This is a genomic window from Arthrobacter phoenicis, from assembly GCF_047238215.1.
Classification (GTDB): Bacteria; Actinomycetota; Actinomycetes; order Actinomycetales; family Micrococcaceae; genus Arthrobacter.
The window spans coordinates 1,050,532-1,067,370 of record NZ_JBDFMK010000001.1 but is presented as its reverse complement, the minus strand read 5'-3'; the positions used below and the strand labels follow the sequence as shown (position 1 = coordinate 1,067,370).

General features: G+C 69.4%; 18 protein-coding genes. 11 read left to right on the top strand and 7 right to left on the bottom strand.

What is annotated here, in order from left to right:
• Positions 1 to 106: 106 nt before the first annotated feature.
• From ABC337_RS04735 to tmk, 3 genes are read right to left on the bottom strand one after another with little or no spacing between them, the layout of a single operon-like run.
• Positions 107 to 1,690 (bottom strand): alpha/beta hydrolase, encoded by a 1,584-nt coding sequence (locus ABC337_RS04735; RefSeq protein WP_412882149.1) that lies wholly within the window; start codon positions 1,688 to 1,690, stop codon positions 107 to 109.
• A 51-nt stretch (positions 1,691 to 1,741) separates the two neighbouring features.
• Positions 1,742 to 2,884, bottom strand: a complete 1,143-nt coding sequence (locus tag ABC337_RS04730) for a DNA polymerase III subunit delta' (protein WP_412882150.1) — start codon at positions 2,882 to 2,884, stop codon at positions 1,742 to 1,744.
• On the bottom strand, positions 2,881 to 3,561 hold the full coding sequence (tmk, locus tag ABC337_RS04725; RefSeq protein WP_412882151.1) for a dTMP kinase: 681 nt from the start codon (positions 3,559 to 3,561) through the stop codon (positions 2,881 to 2,883). Before tmk ends, ABC337_RS04730 begins: the two co-directional genes overlap by 4 nt.
• 87 nt (positions 3,562 to 3,648) lie before the next feature.
• On the opposite strand from tmk, the gene ABC337_RS04720 reads away from it, so the two are divergent.
• Both ABC337_RS04720 and ABC337_RS04715 read left to right on the top strand, forming a co-directional pair.
• The gene (locus ABC337_RS04720; protein ID WP_412882152.1) at positions 3,649 to 4,833 is read left to right on the top strand and encodes a trans-sulfuration enzyme family protein; all 1,185 of its coding nucleotides are present in this window, start codon (positions 3,649 to 3,651) and stop codon (positions 4,831 to 4,833) included.
• A 9-nt stretch (positions 4,834 to 4,842) separates the two neighbouring features.
• Complete coding sequence (locus tag ABC337_RS04715; RefSeq protein WP_290256501.1) at positions 4,843 to 5,196, top strand: DUF2516 family protein; 354 nt, start codon at positions 4,843 to 4,845, stop codon at positions 5,194 to 5,196.
• Here the strand turns inward: ABC337_RS04715 and ABC337_RS04710 are convergent.
• Positions 5,181 to 6,059, bottom strand: a complete 879-nt coding sequence (locus ABC337_RS04710; protein WP_412882153.1) for a class I SAM-dependent methyltransferase — start codon at positions 6,057 to 6,059, stop codon at positions 5,181 to 5,183. The two genes, ABC337_RS04715 and ABC337_RS04710, sit on opposite strands and share 16 nt — an antisense overlap.
• A 121-nt stretch (positions 6,060 to 6,180) precedes the next feature.
• Between ABC337_RS04710 and ABC337_RS04705 the strand changes: the two genes are divergently transcribed.
• The gene (locus tag ABC337_RS04705; RefSeq protein WP_412882154.1) at positions 6,181 to 6,927 is read left to right on the top strand and encodes a phosphoglyceromutase; all 747 of its coding nucleotides are present in this window, start codon (positions 6,181 to 6,183) and stop codon (positions 6,925 to 6,927) included.
• 113 nt (positions 6,928 to 7,040) lie between these two features.
• On the opposite strand, the gene phoU is transcribed toward ABC337_RS04705, so the two are convergent.
• Positions 7,041 to 7,703: a phosphate signaling complex protein PhoU gene (gene phoU / locus ABC337_RS04700; RefSeq protein ID WP_412882155.1), complete on the bottom strand. Its 663-nt coding sequence runs from the start codon at positions 7,701 to 7,703 to the stop codon at positions 7,041 to 7,043.
• A gap of 206 nt (positions 7,704 to 7,909) precedes the next feature.
• Here phoU and ABC337_RS04695 point away from each other — a divergent pair, with 206 nt between their 5' ends.
• Both ABC337_RS04695 and ABC337_RS04690 read left to right on the top strand, forming a co-directional pair.
• Entirely contained in the window at positions 7,910 to 9,124 is a 1,215-nt protein-coding gene (locus tag ABC337_RS04695) for a sensor histidine kinase (protein WP_412883215.1), read from the top strand.
• Positions 9,121 to 9,801, top strand: a complete 681-nt coding sequence (locus tag ABC337_RS04690; protein ID WP_290258926.1) for a response regulator transcription factor — start codon at positions 9,121 to 9,123, stop codon at positions 9,799 to 9,801. The genes ABC337_RS04695 and ABC337_RS04690 overlap by 4 nt, the downstream gene beginning before the upstream one ends.
• Positions 9,802 to 9,909: 108 nt before the next feature.
• On the opposite strand, the gene ABC337_RS04685 is transcribed toward ABC337_RS04690, so the two are convergent.
• Positions 9,910 to 10,485 carry a hypothetical protein gene (locus ABC337_RS04685; protein WP_412883216.1) on the bottom strand — a complete coding sequence of 192 codons (576 nt, stop codon included), beginning with the start codon at positions 10,483 to 10,485 and terminating at the stop codon, positions 9,910 to 9,912.
• 338 nt (positions 10,486 to 10,823) lie between these two features.
• On the opposite strand from ABC337_RS04685, the gene ABC337_RS04680 reads away from it, so the two are divergent.
• The 6 genes from ABC337_RS04680 to rlmB all read left to right on the top strand — a co-directional run bounded on the left by ABC337_RS04680 (position 10,824) and on the right by rlmB (position 15,787).
• Complete coding sequence (locus ABC337_RS04680) at positions 10,824 to 11,306, top strand: CarD family transcriptional regulator (protein ID WP_026266570.1); 483 nt, start codon at positions 10,824 to 10,826, stop codon at positions 11,304 to 11,306.
• A gap of 158 nt (positions 11,307 to 11,464) precedes the next feature.
• On the top strand, positions 11,465 to 12,265 hold the full coding sequence (gene ispD / locus ABC337_RS04675) for a 2-C-methyl-D-erythritol 4-phosphate cytidylyltransferase (protein WP_412882156.1): 801 nt from the start codon (positions 11,465 to 11,467) through the stop codon (positions 12,263 to 12,265).
• 2 nt (positions 12,266 to 12,267) lie between these two features.
• Positions 12,268 to 12,795: a 2-C-methyl-D-erythritol 2,4-cyclodiphosphate synthase gene (gene ispF / locus ABC337_RS04670; RefSeq protein WP_412882157.1), complete on the top strand. Its 528-nt coding sequence runs from the start codon at positions 12,268 to 12,270 to the stop codon at positions 12,793 to 12,795.
• Between the two features lie 40 nt (positions 12,796 to 12,835).
• Positions 12,836 to 13,192 (top strand): hypothetical protein, encoded by a 357-nt coding sequence (locus tag ABC337_RS04665; protein ID WP_412882158.1) that lies wholly within the window; start codon positions 12,836 to 12,838, stop codon positions 13,190 to 13,192.
• Positions 13,193 to 13,234: 42 nt separating this feature from the next.
• Positions 13,235 to 14,689: a cysteine--tRNA ligase gene (cysS, locus tag ABC337_RS04660; protein ID WP_412882159.1), complete on the top strand. Its 1,455-nt coding sequence runs from the start codon at positions 13,235 to 13,237 to the stop codon at positions 14,687 to 14,689.
• Between the two features lie 111 nt (positions 14,690 to 14,800).
• A complete protein-coding gene (gene rlmB / locus ABC337_RS04655; protein ID WP_412882160.1) occupies positions 14,801 to 15,787 on the top strand; it encodes a 23S rRNA (guanosine(2251)-2'-O)-methyltransferase RlmB in 987 nt (328 codons plus the stop codon).
• Positions 15,788 to 15,863: 76 nt separating this feature from the next.
• Here rlmB and ABC337_RS04650 read toward each other — a convergent pair whose 3' ends face one another.
• Positions 15,864 to 16,670: a carbon-nitrogen hydrolase family protein gene (locus ABC337_RS04650; RefSeq protein WP_412882161.1), complete on the bottom strand. Its 807-nt coding sequence runs from the start codon at positions 16,668 to 16,670 to the stop codon at positions 15,864 to 15,866.
• Between the last annotated feature and the right edge of the window lie 169 nt (positions 16,671 to 16,839).

The following is a 16,839-nucleotide window of genomic DNA, read 5'->3' as shown; positions in this document are numbered from 1 at the left end:
GAGCCTCCGGCGGACCGGGCGGATCATGCAAGAGTCAACTGTAATGGAGGGTCCGCGCCCGGGTCAAAATGACCGGAACGGACGCGGACACAGCCCCGGAACGGCCCTAGCAGACGGTGTTGTCCGCCGGGGTTTTGCCGTCCACGAGGTACCCGTCCACCGCGTTGCCGATGCAACTGTTGGACCGGCCGTAGGCGGTGTGGCCCTCACCCTTCCAGGTCAGCAGCGAGGCCTTGCCCAGCTGCTTCCGCAGCGAACCGGCCCACTCCACCGGCGTCGCAGGGTCCCCGGTGGTGCCGATGACCACGATGTCCGTGGAGCCCTTGTACTGCACCGGTGCGGGGGTGCGCTGGCTCTTGTACGGCCAGTCCTTGCAGCTGGTGGCGCCGTAGGCGAAGTAGTAGCCCAGGGTGGGGGAGAGCTGGCGGAGGCGCTGGTCTTCGGCCCGCATCTCGGCGGTGTCCGCGTCCATCGGGTAGTCCAGGCAGTTGACGGCGGTGAAGGCAAAGGTGGAGTTCGCCGAGTAGGTCCCGTTCGGTTCCCGGTCCGCGCCGAAGTCGGAGAGCCGCAGCATGGGGGAGACATCGCCCTTCTTGGCGCTGTCCAGGGCCTGGGTCAGCAGGGGCCAGTTGTCGTCGTTGTAGAACGGCAGGATGAAGCCGCTAACGAACATCGAGGCGTTGACCACCCGGCCGTCCTTGGCGGTCTTCGGGCTGGCTTCGACGGACGCGATGATGTCCTGGATCTCCCGGATGGCGTCGTCGGCGCTGCCGCTGAAGGGGCAGCCGCTGTTCTGCAGGCAGTGCGTGACGTACGCGCGGATCGCCTTCTCGAACGCCTTCGCCTGGCCGGCGGTCAGCTCCTCGTAGTTCAGCGACGGATCGAGTGCCCCGTCCAGGACCATGTGGCCCACGTTGTCCGGGAACAGGGAGGCGTAGGTGGAGCCCAGGAACGTGCCGTAGGAGTAGCCAAGGTAGTTCAGCTTCGCGTCGTTGAGCACCCCGCGCAGCACGTCCATGTCCTTGGCGGCGCTGACGGTGTCCACGTGGCCCAGGACCGGGCCGGTCTTCTCCGCGCACTTGGCGGCGATCGCCTTGTTGTCAGCGAGGGCGTCGGCCAGGCCGGCGTCGGTGTCCATCTTGTAGACCTTGGCGCGGTTCGCGTCCCGCTCCTGGTCGGTGAGGCAGGTGACCGGCGCGGAACGCTTGACCCCGCGCGGGTCGAAGCCGATGACGTCGTAGTTCGCCCTGACCTTGTCGGAGATGTTCGTGGCGCCGGCGTCCCGCACAAAGTCGACGCCGGACCCGCCGGGGCCGCCCGGGTTGACCAGAAGGCTGCCCTTCTTGTTGCCGCCCTTGGCCGCCAGCTTCAGGATGGCGAGGTCGATGCTGCCGCCGTCGGGCTTGCTGTAGTCCACCGGGACCTTGACCTTGGCGCACTGGAAGTCACCCTCGCAGCGGGACCAGGTCAGCTGCTGGGTGTAGAAGCTGCGCAGTTCCGCCGGAGCCGCGGCCGCGATGGACGGATCGGCGGACGCGGGGGCCGCGGAGGACTGGTTGTTGCCCGACCCGAACAGCGTGCAGGACGAGAGCACCAGGGCCAGCACCAGGCCCAGTGCCAGGGCGCCGGCCGAGCGCAGGCCGGACCACGGGGGTCGGCTGCCGGCGGGCCGGGATGGTGCTGACGTCATGCGGTTCTCCTCGGGACAGACAACGTAAAAGAGCGGGACAGAAGCTGGGGGTCAGATGAGGCTGGCGGCCATGGACTCGACCGCCAGCAGGGGAGCGACGTTGGAGGTGGTGATCCGTTGCCGGGCGGTGTTGATGGCATCCATCCGCGCCAGCGTCGTCTCCGGGGTGGAGCGGCCGGCGAATTCCTGGAGTTCGTCGCGGAGTTCGAGGTTGACCAGGTCCACGGCGTTGCCCATCTGGATGATCAGCACGTCGCGGTAGAAGGACAGGAGGTCCGTCAGCGTGCGGTCCAGCGAGTCCGTGATGGAGCGCTTGGCCCGCCGCTTCTGGTCATCCTCCAGCTGTTTGACCTGGCCGCGCATCGCCGGCGGCAGCGGGCCGCTCTCGGGGGCGCCCAGGGTGGCCAGCAGCGCGGCCCTCTCGGCGGCGTCGCGCTCCTCGTTGGAGCTGGTGGCTTCCTCCGTGGCGATCTTCACCAGCTTGTCCGCCATCATGACGGCGGCGGTGACCCCGCGCAGGTGCAGCGGGAACCGGACCGTGTCCAGCCGGCGCTGCCGGGCGTCCGGGTCCCGGGCCAGCCGGCGGGCGATGCCCACGTGGCTCTGCGCGGCGCGGGCGGCGCGCTCGGCGACGTCGGGTGCGATCCCGTCCCGGCTGACCAGGAGTGCGGCGACGTCGGCCGCGGGCGGCAGCCGCAGGGCCACGGGGCGGCAGCGGGACCGGATGGTCACCAGCACGTCCGCGGGGGAGGGGGCGCAGAGCATCCAGATGGTCCGCGGGGTGGGTTCCTCGATGGCCTTGAGCAGCACGTTGGTGGTCCGCTCCGCCATCCGGTCCGCGTCTTCCACCACGATGATCCGCCACCGCGCCGAGGACGGCCGGTTCCCGGCGGTGGACACCAGTTCGCGGGCCTCGTCGATGGTGATGGTGACCTTCTCGGTGCGCACGAACGTCACGTCCGAGTGCGTCTCGCCGACGATCGTCTGGCAGGCGTGGCACTGCCCGCAGCCGCGCCGGCTGATGTCGTCCTGGTCGCAGTTCAGGGCCGCGGCGAAGGCCTTGGCGGCGTTGGAGCGGCCGGATCCCGGCGGCCCCGTGAAGAGCCAGGCGTGGGTCAGGCCCTCGCCCTCCGCGGCCTGCCGGAGCTGGTCGACGACGGCGGGCTGGCCCTGCAGGTCGTCCCAGACACTCATGCCGAGCTGCCTTGCCGGAGCGCCAGCAGCGCGTCCACCCGGTCCGCGATCTGCGCAGCCAGGTCATCCACCGGCAGGTGCGCGTCCAGGACCAGGTACTGGCCCGGCCGCGCCGCCGCGAGCTCGAGGAAGGCGCCGCGGATCCGGGCGTGGAAGTCGTCCGCCTCGGATTCGAGCCGGTCCTCGGCTGCATCCCCGGCGGTGCGGCGGCGGCGCCCGTCCGCGGGGTCGACGTCGAGCAGGACGGTCAGGTCCGGCCAGAGCCCGGCGGTGGCCCACTCGTTGATCTCGCGCACCCGGTCCGTGCCCAGATGCCGGCCGGCGCCCTGGTAGGCGACGGAGGAGTCGATGTAACGGTCGGTCAGGACCACGTCGCCGCGTTCCAGGGCCGGCCGCAGGACCTGCTCGGCGTGGGCGGCGCGGGAGGCGGCGAAAATCAGCGCCTCGGTCCGGCCGTCGATCTCGCCGTGGCCGTGGTCAAGCACCAGGGAGCGCAGCTTCTCGCCAATCGGGGTACCCCCGGGCTCCCGGGTGCGCAGGACGGTGAGGCCGCGTGACTCCAGCGCCGCGGCCAGCGCGGCCGCCTGCGTGGACTTGCCGGCGCCGTCGCCGCCTTCGAAGGCGATCAACAGGCCGGGGAACGGCCCGCGGGCAGGGCCGGGAGTCTGGGAAGTCACTGCTCTAGCGTACCGACAACCACGGACACTGTGCTGGTGCGCCGTAACGCCCTGCGGGTCCCGCGCCGCCCCACGTACCCTGTCAGCATGAGTCTCTCCGAAGATCAGGCCGCCGTGCTGTCCGCCGAAACCGTCGTGGTCGCGGCGGGCCGTCCGCCGCGCGAACGCGACGCCCCGGTCAACCCGCCGCTGGTGCTGTCCTCCACCTACTTCGGCACCGGGCCGCTGGGCCCCGGCGACCGCGGCTACGGCCGGTACTCCAACCCCACCTGGGACCCTTTCGAGGAGGCCCTGGCGCAGCTGGAGGGAGCCTCACTGCCAGGGCTGCTCTACGCCTCCGGGCTTGCGGCCGTCAGCTCGGCGCTCTCCCTGGTCCCGCCGCAGAGCGTGCTGGTGATGCCCTCGCACAGCTATGCCGGTTCACTGGTGATGGCTACCGAACTGGCCGAGGCCGGGGCACTGGAACTGCGGACCGTGGACATCGCGGACACGGACGCCGTCCTGGCCCAGCTGGCGCCCGCGCAGGGCAAGCCGGCCAGCGTGCTTTGGCTGGAGAGCCCCACCAACCCGATGCTCGGCGTCGCGGACATCCGCGCCCTCACCGCCGCAGCCCACGACGCCGGGGCCATCGTCATCACGGACAACACCTTCTCCACCCCGCTGGTGCAACAGCCGCTGTCCCTGGGCTCCGACGTCGTGCTGCACTCGGTGACCAAGTACCTCGCCGGGCACTCCGACGTCGTCCTCGGCGCCCTGGTGACCTCGGATGAGGCGCTGCACGCCCGCCTGCTGCACCACCGCACCATCCACGGCGGGATCGCCGGGCCGTTCGAGGCCTGGCTGGCGCTGCGCGGGCTGCGCACCTTGGCGCTGCGGATCGAACGCTCGCAGGCGTCTGCCGCCATCCTCGCGGAGCGTCTGGCCCGTCATCCCCGGGTGGGCAGCATCCGGTACCCGGGCCTTCCCACGGACCCCGGCCATCAGCGGGCCAAGGAGCAGATGACGGGCTTCGGCTCGATCCTTTGCATCGAAATGGCTCCCGCGGGCGGGCTGAGCGGCGCTGACGCGGCGGACCGGATGATCACCGGCCTGCGGCTCTGGCTGCCCGCCACCTCCCTTGGCGGGGTGGAATCCCTGATCGAACGGCGGCGCCGGCACACCGCCGAGCCGCTCAGCGTGCCGGAGAGTCTGGTGCGCCTCAGCGTCGGGATCGAAAATGTCGAGGACCTGTGGGCCGATTTGGAGCAGGCCCTCGCCACTTTGGACGGTTAGGCTTGGGACATGGACGGACGCTTGCTGATTGACTTTGCCGACAGGGGAATCTACTTCCTCCTTGCCTTGGTGGCCCTGGGGCTCGAGGTGTGGGCATTCTTCGACTGCCTGCGGCACAAGCCCAACGCGTTCGAGGCCATGTCCAAGCGCACCAAGACCTTCTGGCTCGCCCTCACCGGCGGCGCCCTGGCCATCGGCCTGCTGTCCCTGCTGGGCGGCGGCGGTGGCTTCTTCGGCCCGCTGGGTCTGTTCGGCCTCGCGGCCGTCACCGCGGCCTCCGTTTACCTCGCGGACGTCCGTCCGGCCGTCCGCGACGCCGGCCGCGGCGGCAGCCGCAATATGGGCCCTTACGGCCCCTGGTGACCCTGGCGGCCGCCCTCCGCGGCCAGTAATCCGGCAGGAGCCACCGCGGCCCAGGCCACGGACAGTTCCCCGAGCCGCCAGCGGGACGGCCCGTCCAGCACGGGCCAGCCGGCCTCCCGCAGCGCACGGCAGGTTGCCACCCAGCGCTGCCGGTGCCCGAAGGAAGCCAACGGCGCCGCCTCCAGCCAGGCCTTGTCCAGTGCCTGCAGGAAGGTGTGCACCTTCTCGCCGGGAACGTTGCGGTGGATCAGGGCCTTCGGGAGCCGTTCGGCAATCTCGGATGGCAGCTCCACGGACCCGAAGCGCAGGGACAATCCCAGGCTGATCGGACCCCCGGCGTCGAGCGCCACCCAGGTGACGTTCCGCCCGATCTCGTCGCAGGTCCCGTCGACGAAGAGTCCGCCGGGAGCCAGCCGGTCCTGGACCAGCCGCCAGATCGCCGGGACGTCGGCCTCCTCATACTGGCGGAGCACGTTGAAGGCCCGCACCAGCACGGGCCGGCCGGGCACCGGCAGTTCGAAGCCGCCCAGTTGAAAGCTCAGCCCGGGCCGTTCCAGCGCCTTCGCCTGGCGGACCCGTTCCGGTTCGATCTCGATGCCCACCACACGGACATCCGGGCGGACGGCGGAGAGCCGCTGGAAAAGTTCGACGGCGGTGGCGGGGGAGGCGCCGTAGCCCAGGTCCACCACCAGGGGGTCGGCCGCGGTGCGCAGCCGCCACGCCTGCGGCCCGGCCAGCCACCGGTCCACCCGGCGCATCCGGTTGGGGTTGGTGGTGCCGCGGGTCACGTTGCCCACCGGCCGCCCGGCGCGTGTTCCGCCCCGGGGTCCGGGGGACGCCACCCGCTCAGCCTTCTGCACCACGGCTTAACCCTAGCCTCCGGCCGGTTGGCCGGGTGCAGAAGCCCGGGTGCAGGAGCCCCTGTGCGGGAGCCCCGGTGTAACGGACGGCGCCGCCGGCGGGGGCTCGGCTAGGATGACAACCATGACTTACAAGCTGATCCTGCTGCGCCACGGGCACAGCGAATGGAACGCCAAGAATCTGTTCACCGGCTGGGTGGACGTGGACCTGAATGACCAGGGACGGGCCGAGGCGGTGCGCGGCGGCGAGTTGCTCGCGGAGAACAACGTCCTCCCGGACATCCTCTACACCTCGCGCCTGAAGCGGGCCATCAACACCGCCAACCTGGCCCTCGACAAGGCGGACCGCGGCTGGATCGACGTCAAGCGTGACTGGCGCCTGAACGAGCGCCACTACGGAGCGCTGCAGGGCAAGGACAAGGCCCAGACCCTGGCCGAGTACGGCGAGGAGCAGTTCATGACCTGGCGCCGGTCCTACGACACCCCGCCGCCGCCCCTGGCCGACGACTCCGAGTTCTCCCAGGTGGGCGACCCGCGCTACAAGGACCTCGGCGACGAGATGCCCCGCACCGAATGCCTCAAGGACGTTCTGGTCCGACTCCTGCCGTACTGGGAATCGGACATCAAGGAAGACCTGAAGGCCGGCAAGACCGTGCTGGTGACCGCCCACGGCAACTCCCTGCGCGCCCTGGTCAAGCACCTGGACGGGATCAGCGACGAGGACATCGCCGGCCTGAACATCCCCACCGGCATCCCGCTGGTCTACGACCTGGACGAGAACTTCAAGCCGCTGAACCCGGGCGGAACGTACCTTGACCCGGAGGCCGCTGCCGAGTCCATCAAGGCCGTGGCGAACCAGGGCAAGAAGTAGCCCCGGAAGTTCCCCGGAAACGTCGACGGCGGCCGTCCACCCCCAAGGTGGACGGCCGCCGTCGTTTGTTCTGAATCGTTTGCGAGGAAGCGCCGCTAGCGGTCCTAGCGCTACTAGCTGTGCTCGATGCTGTTCGGGTGCCAGGCACCGGTGACCAGGTAGGTCACCTTCTGCGCCACGGACACGCCGTGGTCTGCGAAGCGCTCGAAGTAGCGGCTGGCCAGGGCCACGTCCACGGTGGTGGCGGCGGACTCGGCCCAGTCGCCGCGGGCGATCGCCTTGAACACGGACAGGTGCAGGTCGTTGACGGTGGTGTTGGCCTTCAGGATGTCCCGGGCCACCTCCAGGTCGCGGGTCTCCAGCAGGATGGTCAGCTTTTCGGCGATCTCCAGGTCAGCCTTCGCGAACTCCCGGAACGTGTCCTGCAGCGGCGCGGGGATGACGTTGGCCGGGTAGCGGAGCCGGGCCAGCTGGGCGATGTGCCGGGCGAGGTCGCCCATCCGCTCCAGCGAGGCGCTCATCCGCAGCGAGCCGACGATCATGCGTAGGTCGCTGGCCACCGGGCCCTGGAGGGCCAGGATGTCGATGGCGCGCTCGTCGAGGCTGTTCTGCAGGAAGTCGATGCGGGCATCGGCGGCAATGACGTCCTCGGCGAGGTCGACGTCGGCACCTTCGAAAGCGGTGGTGGCCTTCTCGAAGGCCTCGCTGACCAGCTTGGAAATCTCTACGAGCTGTTCACCGACCTGGGCGAGCTCTTCCTGAAAAACCTTACGCACGGGGCGTCCTTTCCTCGTCAACGTCGCGGACGGCCGCTGGGCCGGCAACGTCTGGTTTCGCCGTAGCGGCGTTCAACCTGCCACCCTGCCACTCGTCGGTGAACTGTTGCGCCCCACTAGATGAACGTTAGCTGAACCAGCCCCGGAACCGCACACGTTTTCAATTGAGCCGCCCGCGCACCGCATAAGCTGGAGCCGTGGATCCAATGCTCATCGGTGTGATCGCGGGCCTCATCGGCTTGGCGCTCGGCGTCTTCGGCGTGCTCGCGTTCCGCCTCAGCGAACAGCAGCGCCGGATCAGCGACGTCGAAACCGACGAACCCTCCCTGCCCGAGGGCGCCGCCGAGGTCCTGGCCGTCCTGGGCCGGGCGTTCGTGGTGGTGGACGCGATCGACGGCGTCGTCCGGGCCAGTCCCGCCGCCTACGCCTACGGCCTGGTCCGCGGGCATACCGTGGTCCACCAGCAGCTGCTCGAGCTGACCGCCAAGGTCCGCCGCGACGGCGTGATCCTGGAGAAGCAGCTCGAACTGCCCCGCGGCCCGCTCGGCCAGGGGACCCTGATCGTCCAGGTCCGTGCGGCCATGCTCGGTGAGGAATACATCCTGCTCCTGGCCGATGACCGCACCGAAATCACCCGCACCGAGGAGATCCGCAACGACTTCGTCGCCAACGTCTCGCACGAGCTGAAGACCCCGGTCGGGGCGATCTCGCTGCTGGCCGAGGCGCTGGAGGCCTCCCCGGATGACGAGGAAGCGGTCCGCCGCTTCGCCAAGCGGATGCACAAGGAGTCCACCCGGCTTGCCGCCCTGGTGCAGGACATCATCGAACTCTCCCGGCTGCAGGGCGCCAACGTCGCCCAGGCCGCGCACCCGGTGGACATCAACACCGTCGTCGCCGAGGCCGTGGACCGCTCCCAGCTGCCGGCCGAGAGCAAGAACATCGAGATCGTGGTCGGCGGCCGGACCGACGCGATGGTCTACGGCGACCAGGACCTCCTCGTCACCGCCCTGCGCAACCTGATCGACAACGCCATCCGCTACTCGCCGGAGAACACCCGCGTCGGGGTCGGCGTCCGCTCCCGCGACGGCCTGGTGTCCGTCTCCGTGACGGACCAGGGCGAGGGCCTGAGCCCGGAGGACCAGGAGCGCGTGTTCGAGCGCTTCTACCGGGTGGACTCGGCGCGCTCCCGCCACACCGGCGGCACCGGGCTGGGCCTGAGCATCGTCAAGCACGTCATGGCCAACCACGGCGGCGAGGTCACGCTCTGGTCCCAGCCGGGCCAGGGCTCCACCTTCACCCTCCGGCTGCCGGAGATGGAAGGCCAGGACGCACCCGCCGTCGATCCGCGCCGGGCACCCCACAGCGAACGACCCGAACGACGCGACGCCGCCGGCGTCCATGAACAAGGAGCTAGCGCTTGAGCCGGATTCTTATTGTCGAGGACGAGGAGTCCTTCAGCGACCCGCTGTCCTTCCTCCTGGGGAAGGAAGGGTTCGAGGTGGAAGTCGTGGACAACGGCCTCGATGCAATCACCGAGTTCGACCGCAACGGCGCCGATCTGGTCCTCCTGGACCTGCAGCTGCCCGGGCAGTCCGGTACGGAGGTCTGCCGGCAGCTGCGGCAGCGTTCCTCGGTCCCGGTCATCATGCTGACCGCCAAGGACGCCGAGATCGACAAGGTGGTGGGCCTGGAACTCGGCGCCGACGACTACGTCACCAAGCCCTACTCCTCCCGCGAGCTCGTCGCCCGCGTCAGGGCCGTGCTGCGCCGGCACGGCGAACCGGAGGAGCTGGTTTCCAGCACCGTTCAGGCGGGCCCGGTCCGGATGGACGTCGAAAGGCACGTCGTCAGCGTCCAGGGCGAGCAGGTCTCCCTGCCGCTGAAGGAGTTCGAACTGCTGGAAATGCTGCTGCGCAACTCCGGCCGCGTCCTGACCCGCGGGCAGCTGATCGACCGGGTCTGGGGGTCTGACTACGTCGGCGACACCAAGACCCTCGACGTGCACGTCAAGCGGCTGCGCAGCAAGATCGAGCCGGACCCCTCCGCACCGCGGCACCTGATCACCGTCCGCGGCCTGGGCTACAAGTTCGAGCCCTAAACGAACCTACTGCGTACAGCCGGCACGGTGCAGATCGGGCCGGCATAACAAAGGAGCGGCACCCCGCGAGGGGTGCCGCTCCTTTGTTTTTGTGGTGCCTGGTGCCGGTTAGCGGCTGGCCGTCGGGGACGGCGTCGCGGATTCGGAGGCCGACGACGACGGCGAGGCCGAGCTGGACGCCGAGCTCGAGGAGGTGGCCGTCGGGGTCGGGGTCGGGATGTACTTCTTGTAATCCGTGATCGTGCCGTCCAGCACCGGCATGTTGAACTTGGCCTTCATGTTGGTGGCACTCTCGGAGAGGGTGACCTCCACCAGCGAACCGGGCTTCCCGCCGGTGGTGCTCAGGGTTGCAGAGTCGGTGCTGTCGTTGAGCAGGACGTAGGAGTTCTTCTTGACCGGCACCTGGGTCTGCGAGCCGCTGGCACCGTTGATGGTCAGCGTGACGTCGTTGGACGAGGTGTTGTACACGGCACCGAGCACGCGGCCGGGCTTGTTCTCACCGTCGGAGACGATCATCATGTTGCGCAGCTGCACCGGGCCGAGGTCCGTGCGGGTTCCGTCGGAGGCGGAGTACTGCACCGAGGTCTGCTGGGGGTTGATGTAGCCGCAACCGGAGACGGACAGCAGGCCAATGCCAAGTGCCGCCGTTGCCATTGCCAGCTTGCCGCGCCGGCCCGGGGTCATCGCAGTGAAACGCACGTCACGCACTCCTTGAGAGTCTTGAAACAGTATTCAGCCATAGCCTATCGGCAACCGGGCCCAAACGAGGATTCCTATGCCGCCCCGGTGACGCTATGAAGGGAGCCGTGCAGCGGGCCCCGGCGTCCCCGCCGTCGTCGTTGGCGGCCTCCTGAAGCACCTTGGCGCGGCCCACGCAATGCACTATTATCCGCATCCGTCAAGGGGTTTGAGCCGCCGATTGGGGCCATTTTCCGCGGAATCTCGCGGTTTCTACGCCGGAACCATGCCAGTCGTATGCCTTAATCGTGATAAACTGGTCTGCGGGAAAGGGGAATGTCCACATGGTTTTTGAGGTCGGCGAGACAGTAGTTTACCCTCACCACGGTGCAGCAAAAATTGAAGAGATCAAGATGCGCACTGTCAAGGGCGAAGAGAAAATGTATCTCAAGCTCAAGGTGGCTCAGGGTGATCTGACCATTGAAGTTCCAGCAGAAAACGTTGACCTTGTTGGGGTCCGGGACGTAGTGGGCAAGGAAGGCCTGGAGCACGTGTTTGACGTGCTTCGTGCCGAGTTCACTGAAGAGCCCACCAACTGGTCGCGTCGTTACAAGGCAAACCTGGAAAAGCTTGCCTCCGGTGACGTGATCAAGGTAGCCGAGGTCGTCCGCGACCTGTGGCGCCGCGACCACGACCGCGGTCTCTCCGCAGGGGAGAAGCGCATGCTGGCCAAGGCCCGCCAGATTCTGATTTCAGAACTGGCTCTGGCTGAGAAGACCGACGAGGAGAAGGCTGCAAGCGTTCTCGACGAGGTCCTGGCTTCCTAACTAAGAATCGAACCCCGGTGGCGTCAGGCCGCCGGGGCTTCTTTTTGCCCAAAACCGGCCCAACTGACTCGCAGTAGATGCCGTTATGGGCCCTCAAAACGGCATCAACTGCCAGCTAGTTGGGTCCCGCCCACCGGCCGGGACGTAGGCTTGAGCGCATGACTACTCCATCGGCCGCCCCCGTCACCGCGGTCATCCTCGTGGCCGCCGGATCCGGCCAGCGGCTGGGTTACGGAATGCCCAAGGCCAAGGTCCCCCTGGGCGGGGACAGCATCCTCATCCACGCCCTCCGCGGGGTCGCCGCCGCCGGGGTCGCCCGGCAGATCTGCGTCGCACTCCCGCCCGGAGACCGGGAGCTGGCCGCGCAGTGCGAGGCGTTCGCCGAGGAACTGCGGCACGGTGGCGGGGACGGGACGGAGACCCCCGAGATCACGGCCGTCGACGGCGGCGCCAGCCGCGCCGATTCGGTGCGCGCCGCCCTGGCCGCCCTGCACCCGGGCACCCGGTCCGTCCTGGTGCACGACGCCGCCCGGGCCCTGGCACCGGAGGCCGTCTTCCATCGCGTGGCCGAGGCCCTGGCCGCCGGAGCGCAGGCCGTCATCCCCGTCCTGCCCGTGGTGGACACGGTGAAGACCGTCGCCCGGACCACCGGCCCGGATGCGGACATCGCGCCGGAACTGGTCACCGGCACCGCACCCCGGGAGGCGCTGCGCGCCGTCCAGACCCCGCAGGGCTTCGGCCTGGACACCCTCCGCCGGGCCCACGAATCCGCTGAAGCATTCGACGAAGCCCAGGCGGCCGCCGTCACCGACGACGCCATGCTGGTGGAACTGCTGGGCGTTCCCGTCCACGCGGTCCGCGGCGCCAGCCAGTCGCTGAAGATCACCACACCGCTGGACCTGATCCTGGCCGAGGGCCTGCTTGAGGGTCCCCTCGGCGCCCGCTGGGTGGAAGGCTGACCATGGAACCGGAGCAACGCCCCCTGCTGCCGCGCACCGGCATCGGCATCGACGTCCACGCCTACGCCCCGGACGAGGCACCCCAGCCGCTCTGGCTCGGCGGCCTCCACTGGGAGGGTGAGCGCGGGCTGGCCGGCCACTCCGACGCCGACCCGGTGGCCCACGCCGCGGCCGACGCCCTGTTCTCCGCCTGCGGCATCGGCGACCTCGGCACCCACTTCGGCACGGACCGGCCCGAATACGCCGGAGCCTCCGGCGTCACCCTGCTGACCGAGGCGGCCCGGATCGTCCGCGCCGCCGGCTGGGAGATCGGCAACATCGCCGTACAGTTCGTCGCCAACCGGCCCAAGTTCGGCCCCCGCCGGGAGGAGTCCCAGCGGGTGCTCAGCGAGGCGGCCGGAGCCCCTGTCAGCGTCACCGCCACCACCAGCGACGGGCTCGGTTTCACCGGCCGCGGCGAGGGCATCGCGGCCACCGCCACCGCCCTGGTCTACCCGGCCGACTCCGCCGGCGGCGCCGATCTGGCCTAGGCTTAACGGACAACCCCGCCCGGAACGTCAGGAGTTTCCCGTGAAAAAGCTAGCCCCCGCCGTCGTCCTCGCCACAGGACTGCTGCTGGCCGGGTGCGCCGGATCCACCCCGCCTGCCGCCAGCCCCACGCCGTCGCGCATGAGCGTGGACGAGAGCTGCAAGTTCCTGAACACGGACACCTTCGTGCCCACGGGCAGCGACAAGGACAAGGCCGGGCAGATCAGCAAGCACTACCAGGAGGTCGCGGACAAGGTGGCCCCCGAGGTGGCCGAACCCATCCAGAAGATGGCCGACGTCATGAAGCAGGTCGCGGGCAGCTCCACCGGAGTCCGGACCACCGACCAGCTCAACCAGCTGCGCCAGAACATGGACCAGATCGGCCAGCACTGCAAGTAACGGACCAGCCGGCGGCAACCCCGCATCGGCTAGTCTGGACCGGTGACCCTGCGCTTCTATGACACTGCATCCGCCGAAGTCCGCGACTTCGTCCCCCTGGTTCCGGGGAAGGTAAGCCTCTACTACTGCGGCGCCACGGTGCAGGGCATGCCTCACGTCGGTCACATCCGCTCCGCGATCGCCTTCGACCAGCTCACCCGCTGGCTGCAGTACCGAGGCTTCCGGGTCACCACGGTCCGCAACGTCACGGACATTGACGACAAGATCCTCGCCAAGTCCGCCGAGTCGTTCGCGCCCGGCGTCGACGAGGGCGACGGCACCGTCCGCGAAGAGGAATGGTGGGCGCTGGCCTACCGCTACGAGCAGGAATTCCGTAAGGCATACGACACCCTGGGCGTCTCCAGGCCCACCTACGAGCCCCGTGCCACGGGCCACATCCCCGAGATGCACGCCCTGATTCAGCTGCTGATCGACCGCGGCCACGCCTACCCGGCGCTCGATGACTCCGGCGACGTTTACTTCGATGTCCGCTCCTGGTCCGCCTACGGGTCCCTGACCCGGCAGAAGATCGAGGACATGCAGGGCGCCCCCGACGCCGACCCGCGCGGGAAGAAGGACCCCCGGGACTTCGCGCTCTGGAAGGGCCACAAGGACGGCGAGCCGACGACGGCGAGCTGGGCCTCCCCGTGGGGCGCCGGCCGCCCGGGCTGGCACCTCGAGTGCTCCGCGATGGTCACCAAATACCTCGGCACCGAGTTCGACATCCACGGCGGCGGCCTGGACCTGCGCTTCCCGCACCACGAGAACGAAATGGCCCAGTCCCAGGCGGCCGGCCACGGCTTCGCGAACTTCTGGATGCACAACGGCATGGTCACCTACGCCGGCGAGAAGATGTCCAAGTCCATCGGCAACACCATCAGCCCGGCCGAGATGCTCGAACTAGCCCCGCCGCGGGTGGTCCGCTACTACCTCGGCCAGGCCCAGTACCGCTCTGTGCTGGACTACCAGCCCACCTCGCTGCAGGAAGCCGCCGCCGCCGTCGAACGCATCGACGGGTTCATCAGCCGCGCCGTGCGGGCCCTGTCCGACGGCGGGAACTACAGCATCTCCACCTATGGCGCCGTTCCAGAGGCGTTCGAACGCGCCATGGACGATGACCTGAACGTCCCGCAGGCCCTCGCCGTCCTGCACGAGACCGTCCGGGCCGGCAACACCGCCCTGACCGACGGCCGGACCGAAGACGCCCGCCAGGCCCTGCACCAGGTCCACGACATGCTGCGGGTCCTCGGCCTGAACGACACCGCTGCCCCCGCGGTGGACGGCCAGGCCACCACCGCGCTCGGCGTGCTGGTGGAGGCGCAGCTGGCAGCCCGGGCGCAGGCGAGGGCGGCCAAGGACTGGCCCGCCTCCGACGCCATCCGGGACACCTTGGCCGCGGCCGGCGTCGTCGTCGAGGACGGCGCGGACGGCGCCAGCTGGAGCCTCAAGCGCGGCTGAGCCCCGGCGGCCGGGCGGCCCGCCGCACCCGCGCGGTCGAGGATTTAACCCGAGTCAGTAGACTGGAGTCCAGACTTATCAACGATTCGCGTACTTCAAAGGGTGAAACTCATGGCCAATAACGGTCGCCGCTCGGTCAAACAGAAGAAGGGTCCCACCGTCGGGACCGGCGGCCATGGCCGTAAGGCCCTCGAAGGCAAGGGCCCCACTCCCAAGGCGGAGGACCGGGTCTACCACAAGGCCCACAAGAACAAGCAGCTCGCGGAACGCTCCGCCGCCAAGCGCGGTACCGGAGCCCGCAGCGCCGGCGCCCGCTCCGGCCCCAAGGGCCGCGCCACCGAGGAAGTCGTCACCGGCCGCAACTCCGTGGTCGAGGCGCTCCGCGCCGGCATCCCCGCCAAGGCCCTGCACGTGGCCATCCGCATCGAGATGGACGACCGGGTCAAGGAATCCCTGAAGATCGCGGCCGAGCGCGGCATTCCGCTGCTGGAAACCGGCAAGCCCGAGCTGGACCGGATGACCGACGACGCCATCCACCAGGGCCTGGTCCTGCAGATCCCGCCGTACGAGTACCAGGACGCCTACGAGCTGGCCGAGGAAACCGTCGAGGCGTGGAAGGTGGGCCACATTGCCAATGCCCCGCTCTTCGTCGCCCTCGACGGCATCACCGACCCCCGCAACCTCGGCGCGATCATCCGCTCCGTCTCCGCGTTCAGCGGCCACGGCGTGATCGTTCCCGAGCGCCGGTCCGTCGGCGTGACCGCCTCGGCCTGGAAGACCAGCGCCGGCGCAGCGGTCCGCGTCCCGGTGGCCCGCGCCGCGAACCTCAACAGCACGCTGAAGGCGTTCAAGAACATGGGCATCTTCGTCCTCGGCCTGGACGGCGACGGCGACGTCTCGCTGCCGGACCTGGCGCTGGCGAAGGAACCGGTCTGCATCGTGGTCGGGTCCGAGGGCAAGGGCCTGAGCCGCCTGGTCCGAGAAAACTGCGACCAGATCGTCTCCATCCCGATCGACTCCGCGATGGAATCGCTCAACGCCTCGATGGCCGTCGGCATCTCGCTCTACGAGATCTCCCGCCAGCGCGCCGCCAAGTAAATCGCATCGCGGACGCTCCCTCACCTCAGGTGAGGGAGCGTTGTGGTTTAACGCGCCGGATGTGGGGGAGCGCCAGCTAGAAGCGGTGGCGGTTGGCGAGGACCGGGAGGCTCTTGCGGGCGGCGTCGACCTCGGCGGGGTCCAGGTCCACGAACAGCAGGTCCGGTTCCGCGCCGAGTTCGGCGATCGCCTCGCCGAAGGGGGAAGCCACCAGGGAATGCCCGACGCCGGTGGGGGCGGTGCCCCGGACCTCGAGTCCGGCACTGGACGGGTCGGCCTGACCGCAGGCCACCACGAAGCTGGTCGAGTCTGCGGCGCGGGCCCGTGCCAGCAACGCCCACTGCTCCGCCTTGCCCGGTCCGCTGCCCCAGGAGGCGCTCACCAGGGTTACGACGGCGCCCCGGTCGGCGAGCTCCGTGAACAGGTCCGGGAAACGCACGTCGTAGCAGGTGGCGAGGCCCATGGTGACGCCGCCGACGTCGAACGTCACCGGCTCCGTGCCGGCCTCCACCGTGTCGGACTCGGCAAAGCCGAAAGCATCGAAGAGGTGGATCTTGTCGTAGCTGGCGGACACGCCCGGCCCGGTGGCGAGCAGGGTGTTCCGGACCCGGGGCGATCCATCCTTGGCAGATCCCGGCGTGAACATTCCGGCCACCAGCACCAGGTCCTGCTCCGCGGCGATGGCCCGGACGGCCGAGGCCCACGGTCCATCCAGCGGTTCGGCGATGTCCACCAGCGAGTTGCCGAAGGCCCGCATGGTGGCCTCCGGGAAGACCACCAAGTCTGCGCCGCCGGCCTTGGCCCGCGCGGCATACTCCCGGACAAGGTCAAGGTTCCGGTCCATGTCGCGGCCGGTGATGATTTGCGCCAGTGCTATCCGCACGGTTACCTCCAGTTCGGTGCCTGCCTCCAGTATGCCGCGCGGGCCACGCCAGGGCTCGCGCCGCCCGGACGCGCCAGCATCCGCCAGCGCCCGGACGCGCCGGCCCGGGTCATCCGCCGTCGTAACCCGACGGCGTGGAGACGGTGCGGGAGTCGGCCCCGGCTAAGCT